This window comes from Pseudomonas sp. SWRI99, from assembly GCF_014270125.1.
Classification (GTDB): Bacteria; Pseudomonadota; Gammaproteobacteria; order Pseudomonadales; family Pseudomonadaceae; genus Aquipseudomonas; species Aquipseudomonas hamedanensis.
This window is the reverse complement of record NZ_JABWQR010000017.1, coordinates 121,409-137,377: the sequence shown is the minus strand read 5'-3', so window position 1 is coordinate 137,377 and position 15,969 is coordinate 121,409. Positions and strand designations below refer to the sequence as shown.

The 15,969-nt window shown below is 59.0% G+C and carries 18 protein-coding genes; 13 read left to right on the top strand and 5 right to left on the bottom strand.

The window, feature by feature from the left end; translation table 11 throughout:
- Nucleotides 1-176 precede the first annotated feature (176 nt).
- Entirely contained in the window at nucleotides 177-1,073 is an 897-nt protein-coding gene (locus HU743_RS15855; protein ID WP_186619293.1) for a M23 family metallopeptidase, read from the top strand.
- A 172-nt stretch (nucleotides 1,074-1,245) separates the two neighbouring features.
- On the opposite strand, the gene HU743_RS15850 is transcribed toward HU743_RS15855, so the two are convergent.
- From HU743_RS15850 to phoB, 3 genes are all read right to left on the bottom strand, one after another.
- The gene (locus HU743_RS15850; protein ID WP_186546126.1) at nucleotides 1,246-2,586 is read right to left on the bottom strand and encodes a hemolysin family protein; all 1,341 of its coding nucleotides are present in this window, start codon (nucleotides 2,584-2,586) and stop codon (nucleotides 1,246-1,248) included.
- 123 nt (nucleotides 2,587-2,709) lie between these two features.
- Nucleotides 2,710-3,996, bottom strand: coding sequence for a phosphate regulon sensor histidine kinase PhoR (gene phoR, locus HU743_RS15845; protein ID WP_189684900.1), 1,287 nt, complete (start codon nucleotides 3,994-3,996; stop codon nucleotides 2,710-2,712).
- A gap of 137 nt (nucleotides 3,997-4,133) precedes the next feature.
- Nucleotides 4,134-4,823: a phosphate regulon transcriptional regulator PhoB gene (phoB, locus tag HU743_RS15840; protein ID WP_007896474.1), complete on the bottom strand. Its 690-nt coding sequence runs from the start codon at nucleotides 4,821-4,823 to the stop codon at nucleotides 4,134-4,136.
- 150 nt (nucleotides 4,824-4,973) lie between these two features.
- Between phoB and HU743_RS15835 the strand changes: the two genes are divergently transcribed.
- The gene (locus tag HU743_RS15835) at nucleotides 4,974-5,357 is read left to right on the top strand and encodes a hypothetical protein (protein WP_186649625.1); all 384 of its coding nucleotides are present in this window, start codon (nucleotides 4,974-4,976) and stop codon (nucleotides 5,355-5,357) included.
- A 112-nt stretch (nucleotides 5,358-5,469) separates the two neighbouring features.
- On the opposite strand, the gene ubiA is transcribed toward HU743_RS15835, so the two are convergent.
- Together ubiA and HU743_RS15825 are read right to left on the bottom strand one after the other, a co-directional pair.
- Complete coding sequence (gene ubiA / locus HU743_RS15830) at nucleotides 5,470-6,360, bottom strand: 4-hydroxybenzoate octaprenyltransferase (protein WP_186649622.1); 891 nt, start codon at nucleotides 6,358-6,360, stop codon at nucleotides 5,470-5,472.
- Nucleotides 6,360-6,920, bottom strand: a complete 561-nt coding sequence (locus HU743_RS15825) for a chorismate lyase (RefSeq protein WP_186619289.1) — start codon at nucleotides 6,918-6,920, stop codon at nucleotides 6,360-6,362. Before HU743_RS15825 ends, ubiA begins: the two co-directional genes overlap by 1 nt.
- Nucleotides 6,921-7,121: 201 nt before the next feature.
- On the opposite strand from HU743_RS15825, the gene HU743_RS15820 reads away from it, so the two are divergent.
- The 11 genes from HU743_RS15820 to HU743_RS15770 all read left to right on the top strand — a co-directional run bounded on the left by HU743_RS15820 (nucleotide 7,122) and on the right by HU743_RS15770 (nucleotide 15,959).
- Nucleotides 7,122-7,289, top strand: coding sequence for a rubredoxin (locus tag HU743_RS15820; protein ID WP_003177199.1), 168 nt, complete (start codon nucleotides 7,122-7,124; stop codon nucleotides 7,287-7,289).
- 20 nt (nucleotides 7,290-7,309) lie between these two features.
- The gene (locus HU743_RS15815; protein ID WP_186649621.1) at nucleotides 7,310-8,458 is read left to right on the top strand and encodes an FAD-dependent oxidoreductase; all 1,149 of its coding nucleotides are present in this window, start codon (nucleotides 7,310-7,312) and stop codon (nucleotides 8,456-8,458) included.
- 190 nt (nucleotides 8,459-8,648) lie between these two features.
- Entirely contained in the window at nucleotides 8,649-8,924 is a 276-nt protein-coding gene (locus HU743_RS15810; protein ID WP_003213368.1) for an HU family DNA-binding protein, read from the top strand.
- A 643-nt stretch (nucleotides 8,925-9,567) separates the two neighbouring features.
- Nucleotides 9,568-11,130, top strand: coding sequence for a type VI secretion system protein TssA (gene tssA / locus HU743_RS15805; RefSeq protein WP_186649618.1), 1,563 nt, complete (start codon nucleotides 9,568-9,570; stop codon nucleotides 11,128-11,130).
- Nucleotides 11,131-11,162: 32 nt separating this feature from the next.
- On the top strand, nucleotides 11,163-11,666 hold the full coding sequence (gene tssB / locus HU743_RS15800) for a type VI secretion system contractile sheath small subunit (protein WP_003229587.1): 504 nt from the start codon (nucleotides 11,163-11,165) through the stop codon (nucleotides 11,664-11,666).
- A gap of 28 nt (nucleotides 11,667-11,694) precedes the next feature.
- Nucleotides 11,695-13,170, top strand: coding sequence for a type VI secretion system contractile sheath large subunit (tssC, locus tag HU743_RS15795; RefSeq protein WP_016772499.1), 1,476 nt, complete (start codon nucleotides 11,695-11,697; stop codon nucleotides 13,168-13,170).
- Nucleotides 13,171-13,179: 9 nt separating this feature from the next.
- The gene (gene tssE / locus HU743_RS15790) at nucleotides 13,180-13,587 is read left to right on the top strand and encodes a type VI secretion system baseplate subunit TssE (protein WP_186649616.1); all 408 of its coding nucleotides are present in this window, start codon (nucleotides 13,180-13,182) and stop codon (nucleotides 13,585-13,587) included.
- An 11-nt stretch (nucleotides 13,588-13,598) separates the two neighbouring features.
- A complete protein-coding gene (locus tag HU743_RS15785) occupies nucleotides 13,599-14,123 on the top strand; it encodes a PAAR domain-containing protein (RefSeq protein WP_186649614.1) in 525 nt (174 codons plus the stop codon).
- A gap of 11 nt (nucleotides 14,124-14,134) precedes the next feature.
- Nucleotides 14,135-15,106 carry a DUF6402 family protein gene (locus HU743_RS15780; RefSeq protein ID WP_186649612.1) on the top strand — a complete coding sequence of 324 codons (972 nt, stop codon included), beginning with the start codon at nucleotides 14,135-14,137 and terminating at the stop codon, nucleotides 15,104-15,106.
- A gap of 2 nt (nucleotides 15,107-15,108) precedes the next feature.
- A complete protein-coding gene (locus HU743_RS15775; RefSeq protein WP_238351748.1) occupies nucleotides 15,109-15,507 on the top strand; it encodes a hypothetical protein in 399 nt (132 codons plus the stop codon).
- Complete coding sequence (locus HU743_RS15770) at nucleotides 15,504-15,959, top strand: hypothetical protein (protein ID WP_186649610.1); 456 nt, start codon at nucleotides 15,504-15,506, stop codon at nucleotides 15,957-15,959. Before HU743_RS15775 ends, HU743_RS15770 begins: the two co-directional genes overlap by 4 nt.
- The last annotated feature ends 10 nt before the right edge of the window (nucleotides 15,960-15,969 follow it).

Genomic DNA, 15,969 nt, shown 5'->3' with positions numbered 1-15,969 from the left:
GGCTCGCTCCCACCCTGGAATGCATTTCACATGTGGGAGCGAGCCTGCTCGCGAAGGGGTCGTCAAAGAACACCGCGCATCTCCTGCGCTGGCCAATTTGAAACATCTGTCGACTAGCCTGGTCTGTCTCAGCTGCTAGGCTGATTCCCAGGCCTCCCTTCGACAGACTTTTGCCCATGCTCGCGCGCCTGCTGTTTTTCTGTGGTCTTTGCCTGGCCTCCCACTTGGCGATGGCCATGACCATCTACAAATCCACCGATGCCAACGGCGTGGTCTCGTACAGTGACCAGCCGAGCAAAGGCGCGAAAGTGTTCGTGTTCCAGGACCGCATGGTCGAACGCCTGGAGCGACAGGTGTACCTGGACATCAAGAAGCAAAAAGGCGTCGACGTGGTGTTTGCGCGCAACGATCTGTATGCACCCGTCGAGGTTGCCCTGGCCTTTATCGGCATGAGCAACGTGCGTGGCGCGCCGGCCAAAACGATCCGCCGGGTGCTACCGGCGCGCAGCAATACCCGTCTGGCGCTGCTGACGGCGATTAGCGGTGACAAGCCGCTGGTGTATTCGCCGCAGTTCCAATATTCGCTGGGTGACCCCGCAGGCACCGCGCAGAGCTATCGCTATCCGTTGCCCTGGCGTGGTGGACCGTTTCGCCTGAGCCAGGGCGCCAACGGCCAGTACAGCCACTACGGGCCGAAGAATCGCTATGCCATGGACATCGCCATGCCGGTGGGCACGCCGATCATCGCCGCGCGGGCCGGGGTGGTGGTAAAGACCGAGAATTCACAGAGCGGGCGCGGCACCGATGCGTCGGGCAATTTCGTCCGGGTCCTGCACGATGACGGCACCATGGGCGTGTACCTGCATCTCAAGCAGGGTTCGGTGAGCGTGCGCGAAGGTCAGCGCGTGAAGGTTGGCAGCCCGCTGGCGCTGTCGGGCAACACCGGCAACAGCAGCGGCCCGCACCTGCACTTTGTGGTGCAGCGCAATACCGGGGAAGGGCTGGTGTCGATTCCGTATCAGTTCAACCAGCCGCTGGGGGCGTTGCCCAACTTTGCGTTGGGCAAACAATAAAGGCAGTGGAGATCAATTGTGGCGAGGGAGCTTGCTCCCGCTCGGCTGCGCAGCAGTCGTAAAACCGGTGTGCCGCGTATATCTGATCCGACGCGGTTGCAGGGTTTGGGGCCGCTTCACAGCCCTGCGGGAGCAAGCTCCCTCGCCACAAAAAGCTGCCCCGCAATCGTGATCAATCCAGCATCAACACCTTGGCGAGCACAATCTTCGGCCCTTTCATCTTTTTGATGATGATGCGCAGGCCTTCGACTTCCAGCACTTCTTCCTCTTCCGGCACCCTTTTCAGGGTTTCGTAGACCAGCCCGGCGAGGGTCTCGGCTTCGATGTGATCGAGATCGATGCCCAGCAGGCGCTCAACCTTGAACAGCGGCGTATCACCGCGCACCAGCAGCTTGCCCGGCTGATAGGCCAGGATGCCGCGTTCGGCCTTGCGGTGTTCGTCCTGAATGTCGCCGACCAGCACTTCCAGCACGTCTTCCATGGTCAGGTAGCCGATGATGTTGCCGTCAGCCTCCTCGACCACGGCGAAGTGCGAGCCGCCCTTGCGGAACTGCTCCAGCAGTTGCGACAGCGGCATGTGCCGCGACACGCGCTCCAGCGGGCGGGTCAGTTCGGCCAGGTTGAACGACTCGGGGATGTGATCCAGGGCGGCCAGTTCCAGCAGCAGATCCTTGATGTGCAGCAGGCCGACGAACTCCTGGCGCTCGCTGTCGTACACCGGATAACGGCTGAACTTGTGGCGACGGAACATCGCCAGGATTTCCTTCAGCGGCGCGTTGAATTCCAGGGTGATCAGGTCTTCCCGGGAGTTGGCCCAGTCGACCACTTCCAGCTCGCCCATTTCCACCGCCGAGGCCAATACGCGCATGCCCTGATCGCTCGGATCCTGGCCACGGCTGGAGTGCAAAATCAGTTTCAGTTCTTCGCGGCTGTAATGGTGTTCATGGTGCGGACCGGGCTCGCCTTGGCCGGCGATGCGCAAAATGGCGTTGGCGCTGGCGTTGAGCAGATAGATCGCCGGGTACATCGCCCAGTAGAACAGGTACAGCGGCACCGCCGTCCACAGCGACAGCAGCTCGGGCTTGCGGATCGCCCACGACTTCGGCGCCAGTTCACCCACCACGATGTGCAGATACGAAATGATGAAAAACGCGGTGAAGAACGACACGCCTTTGATGATCTCGGGCGAGTCGACGCCGATCGCGCTCAACAGCGGCTCGAGGATGTGCGCAAACGCCGGTTCGCCGACCCAGCCCAGGCCAAGGGAGGCGAGGGTGATGCCGAGCTGGCACGCCGACAGGTAGGCATCGAGCTGACTGTGCACGGTGCGCAGGATGTGCCCGCGCCAGCCGTGCTGTTCAGCGATGGCCTCGACCCGGGTCGAGCGCAGTTTGACCATGGCAAATTCTGCCGCAACGAAAAAGCCGTTGAGCAACACCAGGATCAGAGCAAAAAGGATCATGCCGAAATCGGCGAAAAGCGTAGCGAGGGACAAGCCAGGGGAAGGGTCCATGATGGAGTTTTGCGGGTTCCGTGTGATTCGAAAGTAGGGGAAAACAGCGCCTGAAAGGCAGGCACAAGTCAGCCAATGTAGCGGCTGACTGGGCAATTGCCTAGTGGCGTGTGCCGGGCGGCATCACTCGGCGGCGCTGATAGCCCTTGTGCTGGCCACCTGAGCCGGGGCGAAATGGCAGGTGAACGTGCTGCCGTGACCGGGCACGCTGCTGATCTCCATGCGTGCGCGATGGCGCAGCAACACATGTTTGACGATGGCCAGGCCCAGGCCGGTGCCGCCGGTGTTGGAGTTGCGGCTCGAGTCGACGCGGTAGAAGCGTTCGGTCAGGCGCGGCAGGTGCTTGCTGTCGATGCCGATCCCGGAATCCTGCACGCTCAGGTGCGCGCCCTGCTCGTCGCCCCACCAGCGAATGCGGATGTTGCCCTCGGCCGGGGTGTACTTGACCGCGTTGAACACCAGGTTGGAAAACGCGCTGCGCAACTCCGCTTCGCTGCCCTTGAGCATCACGCCGGCATTGGCTTGCAGCGTGATGTGCTGGTTCTTCGCGCCGGACAATTGCTGCGCGTCGCTGGTGATCGACTGCAATAGCGTGTCGATCTGCACGGGCTGGTTGTCCGACGGGTAATCGGTGGCCTCCAGTTTCGCCAGCAGCAGCAAGTCATTGAGCAGCGTCTGCATGCGCCCGCCCTGTTGCTGCATCTGTTGCAAGGCGCGGCTCCAGCGCGGATTCACTTCTTCGACATTGTCGAGCAGGGTTTCCAGATAGCCGCAGATCACCGTCAGCGGTGTGCGCAATTCGTGAGAAACGTTGGCGATGAAGTCCTTGCGCATCTGTTCCAGCTGATGTATCCGCGTGACATCGCGCACCAGCATCAAGTGTTCATTGTTGCCGTAGCGGGTCAGGTACAGCTGGATGCGCACGCGATCATTGGTCGGCGAGGGGATTTCCAGCGGTTCGGCGAAGTTGTCCTGCTCGAAGTATTCCTTGAAGCGCGGATGGCGCACCAGGTTGGTCACCGGTTGGCCGCTGTCCTGAGGGGTCTTGAGGCCGAGCAGGGTTTCCGCGGCGCGGTTCCACCATTCCAGGTTGCCGTCGCTGTCGAGCATGATGACCGCGTCTTTCAGCGCGGCGGTGGACTCCTGCACCCGGTCGATCACCGCTTGCAGACGCCCGCGTACGCGCTGGTCGCGGCGTTGCAGGTGATAGATGCTGTCGAACACCTCGCCCCACAGGCCGTAACCATCGGGCGGTGCTTCGTCGGGTTGGTGCTGGCGCAGCCACTCGTGCAGACGCAGCAATTGCTTGAGCGTCCAGGCCAGGTAAAGACCCAGACCTGCGGCGAGGCTCCAGCCGTAATAGCCGCTGATCAGGCCGACCACCAGGCAGGCGGTGACCAGCAACAGCATGTGGCGAATCAGAGTGCCATGCCAGTTTTGATTCACGGGGCGTCCTTAGCCGCAGCGTCAAGTTTCAAGCTACAAGCTGCAAGTCAGAGCGGCTCGCTGTTTCTTGCCGCTTGTAGCTGAAAACTTGCAGCTGCTTTTTATGCTTTGGTGGAGAAGCGGTAGCCGGTGCCGCGCACGGTTTGTACCAGATTTTCGTAGGCATCGCCGAGGGCCTTGCGCAGGCGGCGGATGTGCACGTCGACGGTGCGTTCTTCAACATAGACGTTGCCGCCCCAGACCTGATCGAGCAATTGGCCACGGGTGTAGGCGCGTTCCTGGTGGGTCATGAAGAATTGCAGCAGACGGTATTCGGTCGGGCCCATCTCGGCGGGTTTGCCGTCGATGGTCACGCGGTGGCTGATCGGGTCGAGCAACAGGCCGCCGACTTCGATCGGCGCTTCACCATCGGTCGGGCCGGCGCGGCGCAGCACGGCTTTGAGGCGGGCGACCAGCTCGCGCGGGGAGAACGGTTTGGTGATGTAATCGTCGGCGCCGACTTCCAGGCCCTGAATCTTGTTGTCCTCTTCGCCCTTGGCGGTGAGCATGATGATCGGGATGTCGCCGGTCAGCTCGTCACGCTTGAGGCGTCGGGCCAGCTCGATGCCGGAGGTGCCGGGCAGCATCCAGTCGAGCAGGATCAGGTCCGGCTTGCGATCAACGATGATGGCGTGGGCCTGCTGCGAGTTCTCTGCCTCGAGGCAGTCATAGCCGGCCATCTCCAATGCAACGGCGATCATTTCGCGAATGGGCGCTTCGTCGTCGACGATCAGAATGCTCCTGCCAACCATGCCTTAATCCTCTTGTCATTTAACTGTCTTGCGCCGCATTAGATAACGGAATTATTGCAGTCGTGTGACAGTATTTTAGTCGGACGGCGATTATCGGGATCCTGGGCTAAGCTCTAAGTCCGAACCTGACAACCACCCCGGAAGGTTTCCATGACTCAGATGACTGTTTGCTTGAAAGCACTGTTGCTGGCGGCTGCGCTGGCTCTGCCTGGACTGGCCATGGCGGCCGATCCGGCGATGGAAAAGGACGGCATGTTCACCGACCACAAGGGCATGACCCTGTACACATTCGCCAAGGATTCCGCTGGCAAGTCTGCCTGCAACGACAAATGCGCGGCGAACTGGCCGCCGTTGATGGCTGAGGTCGGCGATAAATCGATGGGCGACTGGACGGTGATTACGCGCGACGATGGCAGCAAGCAGTGGGCCTACCAGGGCATGCCGCTGTACACCTTCGTCATGGACAAGAAGGCCGGCGACATGACCGGCGAGGGCAAAATGGACGGCGCCTGGAAAGTCGCCAAAGCCAAATAAACGCACACCCATGTAGGAGTGAGCCTGCTCGCGATAGCGGTGTGTCAGCTAACGAAAATGCCGACTGATACACCGCTATCGCGAGCAGGCTCACTGCTACAAGGATATGCGTTTAGCGCAGGGCGTAATCCAGCACAATCCCGACAAAAATCGCCAACCCCGCCCAGTGGTTGTGCAAAAACGCCTTGAAGCAACGCATCCGGTCGCGATCTCGCGTGTACCAGAACTCCCACGCATAACAGCCCGCCGCCACCAGCAAGCCGAGGTGGAACCACATGCCCAGCTCGAACTTCGCCCCCGCCAGCATCAGGCAGCCGAGCGACAGCGCCTGCAAGGTCAGGATGATCACCCGGTCCGCCTCGCCGAACAGAATCGCCGTGGACTTCACGCCAATCTTCAAATCGTCATCACGATCGGTCATCGCGTAATAGGTGTCGTAACCCACCGTCCACAGCAGGTTGGCGATCCACAGCAGCCACGCCGCCGCCGGCAGCTCGCCGGTCTCGGCGGTGAACGCCATCGGCATGCCCCAGGAAAACGCCGCGCCGAGCACCACCTGCGGGTAATAGGTGTAGCGCTTCATGAACGGGTAGGTGAACGCCAGCGCCAGCCCGCCCAGCGACAACCAGATGGTCGGTGCATTGGTGCACAACACCAGCAGAAAACTGATGCCCATGAGCACCGCGAAGAACACCAGTGCTTCCTTCGAGCTGATCTTGCCGCTGGCCAACGGCCGTTGCGCGGTGCGTTTGACGTGGCCGTCGACCTTGCGATCAGCCCAGTCGTTGATCACGCAGCCGCCGGCACGGGTCAGCACCACGCCGAGGACGAAGATGGCGACGTTGGCCAGCGACGGCGAGCCTTTGCCGGCAATCCACAGCGCCCACAGCGTTGGCCACAGCAGCAGATAAATGCCGATCGGCTTGTCCATGCGCGTCAACTGAATGAAATCCCAGGCGCGCGGGTTCAAGCGGTTCAGCGACTTGAGCAGGCTCTGATACATCAGCAGTTCTCCGGATGGGCGCGGGCGGCGCGCCACAGGCTCGGCAGGAAAATTTCCGCGACCAGGACGCTCAGCGCGCCACGGTCGAAACGCGAACGCCGGCCCCACAGCTCGGGTGCTCGGTCGGCGGGCGGCAACCATTGTTCAGGGTAGTGGCAAACTTCGATGGCGCGGCGCTGGAACGCCTGATCGCAAAACAGCAATTCGCCCAGCGATCGGCTGCCCAGTTCGTCCATGTGCAGGCCGTCGCCCTGCAAGGCCGCGCGTGAAGCGACGCTGCGGGCAAACACCCAAGCCTCGCCATGACCGCGTAAATACACCTCGCGCACCCAGCCTTCGCTGCCTTCGGCCAGTTCCAGCGCTGCGCATTCATCGGCGCGCAGGGTGTCCCAGCCTTCAAACAACGGCGACACGCTGAAGCCATCGTTGGACAAACGGGTCAGGCGACGGGTCAGCGAACCTTCGTCGAACAACCAGTCGAGGGTCAACGAATCGGGGCAGGGCGTCAGGCGGTTTTGGGTCAGCCAGAGCGGGGCGGGGCAGGCATTTGAATGTTGCACAATGAGTCATTATTGGCCGCAAATGAGGCGGCGAGCTTACCATGGCAGATCACGATATTGATCGGCGCCGGCCGCCATTGCGCCGAACAGGCTTGCATCTGCCCGGCACCCTCAGTACAAAACGCCCTGAGCCGGATGGCAGCGCAACACCCATCGACCGTCCGCGCCGGCACTACGCCTGAACCCTGAGGATGTACCTGAATGAAGAAGTGGCAATGTATCGTCTGCGGCCTGATCTATAACGAAGCCGACGGCTGGCCGGATGACGGCATCGCGCCGGGCACCCGCTGGGAAGACGTACCGGCAGACTGGCTGTGCCCCGACTGCGGCGTCGGCAAAATGGACTTCGAAATGATCGAAATCAACTAAGCAAAACAGAGGAGTAAGGCATGAGCGCACCAGTCGTCATCATCGGCACCGGGCTTGCGGGCTACAACCTGGCCCGGGAGTTTCGCAAGCTCGACAGCGAAACCCCGCTGCTGTTGGTTACCGCCGATGACGGCCGCTCTTACTCCAAGCCGATGCTCTCCACCGGTTTCGGTAAGAACAAGGACGCCGACGGCCTGAGCATGGCCGAACCCGGCGCCATGGCCGAGCAGTTGAACGCCGAAGTACGCACGCACACGCGCATCAGCGGCATCGACGCCGGCCACAAACGCCTGTGGATCGGCGAAGAAGCCGTACCCTATCGCGACCTGATTCTCGCCTGGGGCGCGGAAACCGTACGCGTGCCGATCGAAGGCGATGGCGCTGACCGGGTGTTCCCGATCAACGATCTCGAAGACTACGCGCGCTTCCGTGCTGCAGCGGCGGGCAAGCGCCGGGTGCTGTTGCTCGGGGCCGGGCTGATCGGCTGTGAATTCGCCAATGACTTGATTCTCGGTGGCTACGAGGTGCAACTGGTCGCGCCGTGCGAACAAGTCATGCCGATGCTGCTGCATCCCGCTGCGGCGGCGGCCGTGCAGGCCGGGTTGGAAAGTATCGGGGCGAAGTTTCACCTCGGCCCGGTGCTGACCCGTCTGCAGAAAGTCGCCGACGGTCTGGAAGCGCATCTGTCCGACGGTCAGGTCATCCCGTGCGACGTGGTGGTCTCGGCGATCGGCCTGCGTCCACGTATTGATCTGGCAGCGGCGGCCGGCGTGCAGGTCAATCGGGGCGTGGCGGTTGATCGCTACCTGAAAACCTCCCACGCCAACATCTTCGCCTTGGGCGATTGCGCCGAAGTCGACGGGCTCAATCTGCTCTACGTGATGCCGCTGATGAGCTGCGCACGTGCGCTGGCGCAAACCCTGGCGGGAAACCCTACGGCGGTGAGCTACGGCCCGATGCCGATCACCGTGAAAACCCCGGTGTGTCCGCTGGTGGTGTCGCCGCCGCCACGGGGCAGCGAAGGCGTCTGGAGCGTTGAAGGGCAGGGCGCCGATATCAAGGTTCTGTGCCACAGCGCCGACGGACAATTGCTCGGTTATGCCCTGACCGGTGCAGCGGTCATGGAAAAACTGGCCCTGAACAAACAGCTTCCGCCGCTGCTGGCGTAAATACCAGCCGTTCTGTCGCAATCGCCGCTCTTTTGCCCCGACAAAGGTCGTGGGGAGACTGGCGCCGCCGTTGGCGGCGTGCCATTCTCACTCCCGTCTGCCGCAGAGTAGAGCCTGCGGCGCCTTGGGCGCTGTTCCAACGAGAACAGCACGGACATAACAACAAAAAACCGTCAAAGGGGCTTCACTAATGCGTAAACCAGAACTCGCCGCTGCAATCGCTGAAAAAGCAGACCTGACCAAAGAACAGGCCAACCGCGTCCTCAACGCCGTCCTCGAAGAAATCACCGGCGCCCTGCACCGCAAGGACAGCGTGACGCTGGTCGGCTTCGGCACCTTCCTGCAACGCCACCGCGGTGCCCGCACCGGCAAAAACCCGCAAACCGGCGAACCGGTCAAGATCAAGGCCAGCAACACCGTGGCGTTCAAGCCAGGCAAATCGTTGAAAGACAGCGTTAATCCATAATTGCGGCGTACTCCCCGGACGGGGAGAACCGCAAGGAAAAATGGGCATATCGATTGCGGTCGAATGCCCATTTTTTATGTGTGCGGATTAAGCCAGACATGCAGTCACTGTTCTGCCCTTTATACCCAGCGACGCATCGGTGGGTTATTCGCCGTCGCCAGATGCGTTCGAAATACGCGTATATATAAAGGCCATCATAATGATGGCACTTTTATAGTTATCGATTGTCTCGCCGCGTTTTGTTGAAACAATACCGAAATCTTTCGGAATCATCCTACATCCGGATTTTGCAAATACCGTCATGCTCTGCCCGGATCCTGATTGCCGTTTTTCCGTATGTCTCATGGATTTGGTACGCCAGCTCTAAATCAGGCTTTTCAGGCATCCTCCGGGTCGATCGGCTTAAAAAATGGGGGTAGGGGATTCCCTGACGGAATATAGGGAAACCTCCTACAACAAACAAAGAACACTTCGTCTTGTTGTTTAATCGGATGCTTGCTAGTGGCCATCATTGTGATTACGATGCGCCCACTTGAAAGAGCACATCTCAATTGGATGAGTCGCATAACTGCTCTTCGATACTGTCCCGCGTCGCTGCAACTCCCTTTGCGCGCATGACTGTAATCCTTAATAAAGGCCATGGATGTCCTACTCAAGCAAACTTTCCGCCCATTACCTCGAACTCGCCAAACTCTCTGTTTCCAAAGAGAATTTCGCGGGCGAAGACGTTCGTTTTTCGAGCGAATTCGAGGCGCTGGAAAGTGAGCTGGCCAAGGCTTCGTCGATGCACGAAAGCGGGCAGATCGACTGGCTGAAAATCCGCGAAAACAGCGAAAATCTGCTGCGTACCCAGTCCAAGGATCTGCGTGTCGGCGCCTGGCTGACCTGGTCGCTGTACCAGCGTGAATCCTTCCCCGGGCTGCTCGCCGGCCTCGGTCTGTTGCACCATTTGTCGGAAAATCACTGGGCCGACGTTCACCCGCTCAAACCCCGCACCCGTGCCGCCGCAATCGGCTGGCTGGTGCCGCGTCTCGAGCAGGTCATCACCGAAAACATTGCGATCAAAGAGCAGTTGCCGATGTTCCGGCAGCTCTCCGAGCACCTGGCCGGCCTTGAGGCGGCGTGTACTGAACATCTGGGCGATGACGCGCCGCTGCTGCTGCCGATCTCCCGCCGCCTGAAGACCATGATCCAGCGCGCCGCCGACAACCAGCCGGCCCCCGGCGTGGTCGGCGCGGCGGTGGCGCAGGTCAAGCAGGCGGCGAGCCAGTTGCTGACCCCTGGCGCGCCAATCGACAACGAACGCGATGCGCACAAAGCCCTGCGCGCCCAGCAGGAGAGCGCCCGCCCACTGTGTGCCTGGTGGCTGAAACAGAAGGCCACCGACCTGCGCGCCCTGCGCCTGAACCGTACGCTGCTGTGGATGACCATCGACGCGGTGCCCGAGCGTAACGCGGAGCAGATCACCGTGTTGCGCGGCCTGCCGCTGGAAAAGCTCAAGCTCTATCAGGACCGTTTCGATCAGGGCAAATATGCCGACCTGCTGGTGGAACTGGAGGCGAGCCTGGCGAAGGCGCCGTTCTGGTTCGATGGCCAGAGGATGGTCTGGGAATGTCTCCAGAACCTCAACGCCGAGCTGGCCATGCGCGAAGTGGAAATCCACTTCGCGCTTTTGATTCAGCGCCTGCCGGGCATCATCGAGTTGCGCTTCCATGACGGCGCGCCGTTTGCCGATCCGTCCACCCGGGCGTGGATCGCCGCCAACGTCATGCCGCACCTGCAAAGCGCCAGCGCGCCGCGCAAGGTCGAAAGCGAGAACGTCGAAACCCAGCCGGCCTGGGAAAAAGCCCTCGAGGATGTCCAGCCGATTCTGCGCAAGGAAGGTTTGAAGCCTGCCGTGCAGATCCTCAAGCAGGGTCTGCAATCGGCCCACGGTGGCCGCGAACGCTTCTTCTGGCAGTTCGCCCTCGCGCGGCTGTGCTTCCTGGCCAAGAAATACGAACTGGCCAAAAACCAGCTGGAAACCCTCGATCAGACATTACTGGACTCAGGCCTGCACGCCTGGGAGCCCGATCTTGCATTGCAAGTGCTGCACCTGCTGCACAGTTGCTGCGAGTTGTTGCCGCAGAACCATGCCGTACGTGAACGCAAGGAAGAGATTTATCGCAGGCTGTGCCACCTCGACCTCGAAGTGGTACTCGAATAGGCCCCAGGGCCACAACCGCAAGGAGAAAAGCCATGGCCAAAGAAGGCTCGGTAGCCCCCAAGGAACGCATCAACGTCACCTTCAAACCCGCCACCGGCGGTGCTCAGGAAGAGATTGAACTGCCGCTGAAGCTGCTGGCAATCGGTGACTACACCCACCGCAAGGACGATCGCAAAATCGAAGATCGCAAGCCGATCAGCATCGACAAGATGACCTTCGACGAAGTGTTGGCCAAGCAAGAGCTGGGTCTGACGCTGAGCGTGCCGAACCGTCTGCAGGAAGATGGCGAGGCCGACGAGCTGGCCGTGCAATTGCGCGTCAATTCGATGAAGGACTTCAACCCGGCCAGCCTGGTCGAGCAAGTGCCTGAGCTGAAAAAGCTGATGGAACTGCGCGACGCGCTGGTGGCCCTCAAAGGCCCGCTGGGTAACGCACCTGCTTTCCGTAAAGCCATCGAAGGCGTGCTCGCTGACGACGAATCCCGCGGTCGCGTACTCGGTGAGCTGGGCCTGAACGCCGCAGCCCCGGACGCTTGAGACTCCAGTAGCCAAGGAAGCCAACACAATGAGCACTAGCGCAGCACAAGAGAAGAGCGCCGCCAGCGGCGAATACAGCATTCTCGACAGCATCATCGCCGAAACCCGTCTGACGCCTGACGACGAAGCCTACGATATTGCCAAGCGTGGCGTGTCGGCGTTCATCGAAGAGCTGCTCAAGCCGCAGAACAACGGTGAGCCGGTCAAGAAAGCCATGGTTGACCGCATGATCGCCGAGATCGATGCCAAGCTCAGCCGTCAGATGGACGAGATCCTGCACCACCCGGATTTCCAGGCGCTGGAATCGTCGTGGCGTGGCCTGCAGTTGCTGGTCGACCGCACCAACTTCCGCGAAAACATCAAGATCGAAATCCTCAACGTCTCCAAAGAAGACCTGCTGGACGATTTCGAAGACTCGCCGGAAGTCATGCAGTCGGGTCTGTACAAGCACATCTACACCGCTGAATACGGCCAGTTCGGTGGTCAGCCGGTTGGCGCGATCATTGCCAACTACTACATGTCGCCAAGCTCGCCAGACGTCAAGCTGATGCAGTACGTGGCCAGCGTTTCGTGCATGTCCCATGCGCCGTTCATCGCTGCGGCCGGCCCGAAATTCTTCGGTCTGGAAAGCTTCACCGGCCTGCCGGATCTGAAAGATCTGAAAGACCACTTCGAAGGCCCGCAATTCGCCAAATGGCAGAGCTTCCGTACCTCGGAAGACTCGCGCTACGTTGGTTTGACCGTTCCGCGTTTTCTGCTGCGTAACCCGTACGACCCGGAAGAAAACCCGGTCAAATCGTTCGTGTACAAGGAAACCGTTGCCAACAGCCACGAGCACTACCTGTGGGGCAACACGGCCTACGCGTTCGGCACCAAGCTGACCGACAGCTTCGCCAAATTCCGCTGGTGCCCGAACATCATCGGCCCGCAGAGCGGTGGCGCGGTTGAAGACCTGCCGTTGCACCACTTCGAAAGCATGGGCGAAATCGAAACCAAGATTCCTACCGAAGTATTGGTTTCCGACCGTCGTGAATACGAACTGGCCGAGGAAGGCTTCATCTCCCTGACCATGCGCAAAGGCTCCGACAACGCGGCGTTCTTCTCCGCCAGCTCGGTGCAGAAACCGAAGTTCTTCGGCATCAGCGCAGAAGGCAAGGCCGCTGAGCTGAACTACAAGCTCGGCACCCAGCTGCCGTACATGATGATCGTCAACCGCCTGGCTCACTACTTGAAAGTGCTGCAGCGCGAGCAACTCGGTTCGTGGAAAGAGCGTACCGACCTCGAGCTGGAACTGAACAAGTGGATCCGTCAGTACGTTGCCGACCAGGAAAACCCGAGCGCCGAAGTCCGTGGCCGTCGTCCGCTGCGCGCTGCGCAAGTGATCGTCAGCGACGTTGAAGGCGAGCCGGGCTGGTACCGCGTGAGCTTGAACGTGCGTCCGCACTTCAAGTACATGGGTGCCGATTTCACCCTGTCGCTGGTTGGCAAGCTGGACAAAGAGTAAGAGCGACTCATGGACGGATACGGCAGCCTGTTCGAACGCCTCAATGGCGACGCACAACTACGCAATGGCAAGAGCCTCGAGGTTTGCGCCATGACGTCGGTGGCTGCCCATCTGGCCAAAATGCTCAGCACCCGGGCCGGCAGCGTGCAAACGCTGGCCGACTACGGGTTGCCCGATCTCAATGACATGCGCCTGAGCCTGCACGACTCGCTGAGTCAGGCCCGCCTGGCCATCGAAAGCTTCATCGAAGCCTACGAGCCGCGCCTGAGCAACGTGCGTGTCATTTCCCTGCCGCGTGACCACGATCAGCTCCGCCTGGCCTTCAGTATCGAAGGCCTGCTGGAAATCGAGGGTTTCAAGCGTCAGGTCAGTTTTTCCGCGCGCCTGGATGGCAGCGGTCAAGTCAAGGTCACCTAAGGAGATCCCCGATGTCTGGCAAACCCGCAGCACGCGTATCCGACCCTACCGCTTGCCCACTTCCAGGCCACGGTACGAACCCGATCGCCGCCGGTTCCGGCGACGTGTTCTTCGACGGCCTCGCGGCCGCCCGCCAAGGCGATGCCTCGGCGTGTGGTGGTGCGCTGGTCGGCGACCTTGCCACTACCGTTTTGATCAACGGCAAACCGGCTGCGACCGTAGGTTCGGTTGGATCTCACGGCAACAAGGTCACGGCGGGGTCCGGGACGGTGATCATCGGGAATTCGCATTCGCCAGCGCCGTTTGTGCCGCCGTTGCCGGTGGAGATTAAGTGGCCGTTTACGGAGCACTTCGTTGTTACTGATCCCGAGACAGGCGCGCCGGTAGCTAATCGCGGATACACCATCCGTACGGAATCGGGAAAAGAGCTTACGGGTGTAACGGACAGTGAAGGCAAAACCTCGGTAATCGGCTCCTCCATCGCTGAAGGGGTCACTTTGTTTTTGGATCCTCAAGACTCGATAGCCATTTCCTGAGACTGATTTTTATGCCAGCCCCTATCACAACTGCACTGACACCCGCTGCAAATAAAGAAGGTCAAAGTGTTCAGGTAAAGGACTTTCAGATTTCTTCAATTCCAGTGGTTATGGATAAGTTGGGGTGGGCGGTATCTGCTCGTGTCATGCGTAAATGGTTTGCTGGCGAGCCTTATGAATTGTCAAAGTCTGTCAAGCAGGGCGATCTTGCAGCGAGCACATTAAGTGCGGAAAAGCTTCTTACAGATATACCATTTGATTGGCTGTTTTCAGGGTCGAAACGAGTAAAGCCAAAAGTTGATGAGTTCGTTGCGGCGCTATCATCATCGTCAGAATTTAATAGTAGCGTCGGTAGATTAAAAGGCTCTCTGGACGAGCTCTCCAAGGGCCTCATCGTATTAATGACTCGCCTTCAACGGCTCGGGTTGCTAGACGCTAAAGTAAAGAAGTTGAAAAGCGCTTATTTGGATTATAGCGATAAAACAGCGCTGGAACTCGAAGAAATATCGCAGTTTAACTTGATTAGATTCGGGGCTACAGACTGGGAAAAAGCCACCGATGCTCTGGACGATGTCTACGGCGCGCTAGGAACCTTTGTCGTTAAGGTTGCAGCTACAAAATTTCGGACAATTTCAAATGATCATGGCTTTCCGGCAATAGAGATCGAACAGATCGGACTTTATGTCCGAGATACATATGATTTTCTCAATGCTGGGGATGATCAACTGCTGGGCTATTGGTCGGAAGAGGGCGTCATCAGGCCTGGACCAATTGATTATGTCACCGAGCCGAAGCTGATCGAAAAGGGCGGGGTCGGATACTATAAGGTGACGAATGGAAAGTTTAATGAGTATCGCAAGTTGCACGGCAGGGGTGGCGATTTCATGATCTATACGGACGTTAAATTATATGACGTCTCGTTTATCATTCACCTTGGGCCAATCGATTTTGACGAATATCTTTCTCGCTCAGGGTCGAGGTGATTATGAAGGCGCCTTCGAAAATCTTGTTATTTTTATTGGTGGTGGGAACACCTATTTTTGTTTGGCTTTATATAAAGCGGAGTGCTGCCGAAGCGGCAGAGATTTATTCGACAAAATGGAATGATTCAAAGACTTGCTATATAAACTCATATATTCCTAGGTATTCGAGTTTTGGTGTTGCTGGGAAGTTGGTGAAGCTTTTTACAAGTGAGGCTTTTTTTCGTGTGTATAACAGTGAAGGTAAGTTGCTGAAGTCCTCCGAGTGGCTTCTCTGGCAAAGTGAATTCACGACAGACGAACGCTCGCAATGGGTCAATGGTCATGCGATCTATCCAACTTCATCAGGCTATGAAGGCTGGAATATTCCAGCATGCGCACCGTTAGAAAGCGGTGAGGAATGAATATGTATGGGGCATGGAAGAATCCCAATGTTCAATATTTGAGCTCAGGAGGTCGTCGATTACTCGTGGCAGCTCTGTGGTTTCCGCTGGTTGTTCTCTCGCTCATGGTCCTGAATGACCATCTGAATGAGCAGTCTTCCGTTGCTCTGAATTTTGAAACCTTAGGAATGATTCTTGGAGTTCCTGCCTACATTGCTTTTGCGAGCCTGGAAATGCGCCTCCTGCGGAATAAGCCTGAGCAGCAGGTAATTAATCGAATTTGGCTCGGGCCGCTGATCTTCATGCCTTTTTACGCCGCCAACTGGATGCTTTCGCGATTGGCGCAAGGACTCAGTGGTCAACCCATCAAGGGCACGATGCTGATCGAATGGCTGGCATATGTTCCGACCTTGCTCATCGTAGGCTGCGTAGTGTCCGGGCTCACCGTCGCGCTCTACAGGATATTTTTTTGATGAGTTCCAC

What these genes read in the sequence shown, in the direction of transcription:
- HU743_RS15780 (WP_186649612.1), top strand. Translation starts at nt 14,135, where the DNA reads ATGCCAGCCCCTATCACAACTGCACTGACACCCGCTGCAAATAAAGAA.
- tssB (WP_003229587.1), top strand. Translation starts at nt 11,163, where the DNA reads ATGGCCAAAGAAGGCTCGGTAGCCCCCAAGGAACGCATCAACGTCACC.
- HU743_RS15835 (WP_186649625.1), top strand. Translation starts at nt 4,974, where the DNA reads ATGACTCAGATGACTGTTTGCTTGAAAGCACTGTTGCTGGCGGCTGCG.
- HU743_RS15815 (WP_186649621.1), top strand. Translation starts at nt 7,310, where the DNA reads ATGAGCGCACCAGTCGTCATCATCGGCACCGGGCTTGCGGGCTACAAC.
- HU743_RS15855 (WP_186619293.1), top strand. Translation starts at nt 177, where the DNA reads ATGCTCGCGCGCCTGCTGTTTTTCTGTGGTCTTTGCCTGGCCTCCCAC.
- HU743_RS15785 (WP_186649614.1), top strand. Translation starts at nt 13,599, where the DNA reads ATGTCTGGCAAACCCGCAGCACGCGTATCCGACCCTACCGCTTGCCCA.
- HU743_RS15775 (WP_238351748.1), top strand. Translation starts at nt 15,109, where the DNA reads ATGAAGGCGCCTTCGAAAATCTTGTTATTTTTATTGGTGGTGGGAACA.
- tssA (WP_186649618.1), top strand. Translation starts at nt 9,568, where the DNA reads ATGTCCTACTCAAGCAAACTTTCCGCCCATTACCTCGAACTCGCCAAA.
- tssC (WP_016772499.1), top strand. Translation starts at nt 11,695, where the DNA reads ATGAGCACTAGCGCAGCACAAGAGAAGAGCGCCGCCAGCGGCGAATAC.
- HU743_RS15810 (WP_003213368.1), top strand. Translation starts at nt 8,649, where the DNA reads ATGCGTAAACCAGAACTCGCCGCTGCAATCGCTGAAAAAGCAGACCTG.
- HU743_RS15770 (WP_186649610.1), top strand. Translation starts at nt 15,504, where the DNA reads ATGAATATGTATGGGGCATGGAAGAATCCCAATGTTCAATATTTGAGC.
- tssE (WP_186649616.1), top strand. Translation starts at nt 13,180, where the DNA reads ATGGACGGATACGGCAGCCTGTTCGAACGCCTCAATGGCGACGCACAA.
- phoR (WP_189684900.1), bottom strand. Translation starts at nt 3,996, where the DNA reads ATGCTGTTGCTGGTCACCGCCTGCCTGGTGGTCGGCCTGATCAGCGGC.
- HU743_RS15850 (WP_186546126.1), bottom strand. Translation starts at nt 2,586, where the DNA reads ATGGACCCTTCCCCTGGCTTGTCCCTCGCTACGCTTTTCGCCGATTTC.
- HU743_RS15820 (WP_003177199.1), top strand. Translation starts at nt 7,122, where the DNA reads ATGAAGAAGTGGCAATGTATCGTCTGCGGCCTGATCTATAACGAAGCC.
- phoB (WP_007896474.1), bottom strand. Translation starts at nt 4,823, where the DNA reads ATGGTTGGCAGGAGCATTCTGATCGTCGACGACGAAGCGCCCATTCGC.
- ubiA (WP_186649622.1), bottom strand. Translation starts at nt 6,360, where the DNA reads ATGTATCAGAGCCTGCTCAAGTCGCTGAACCGCTTGAACCCGCGCGCC.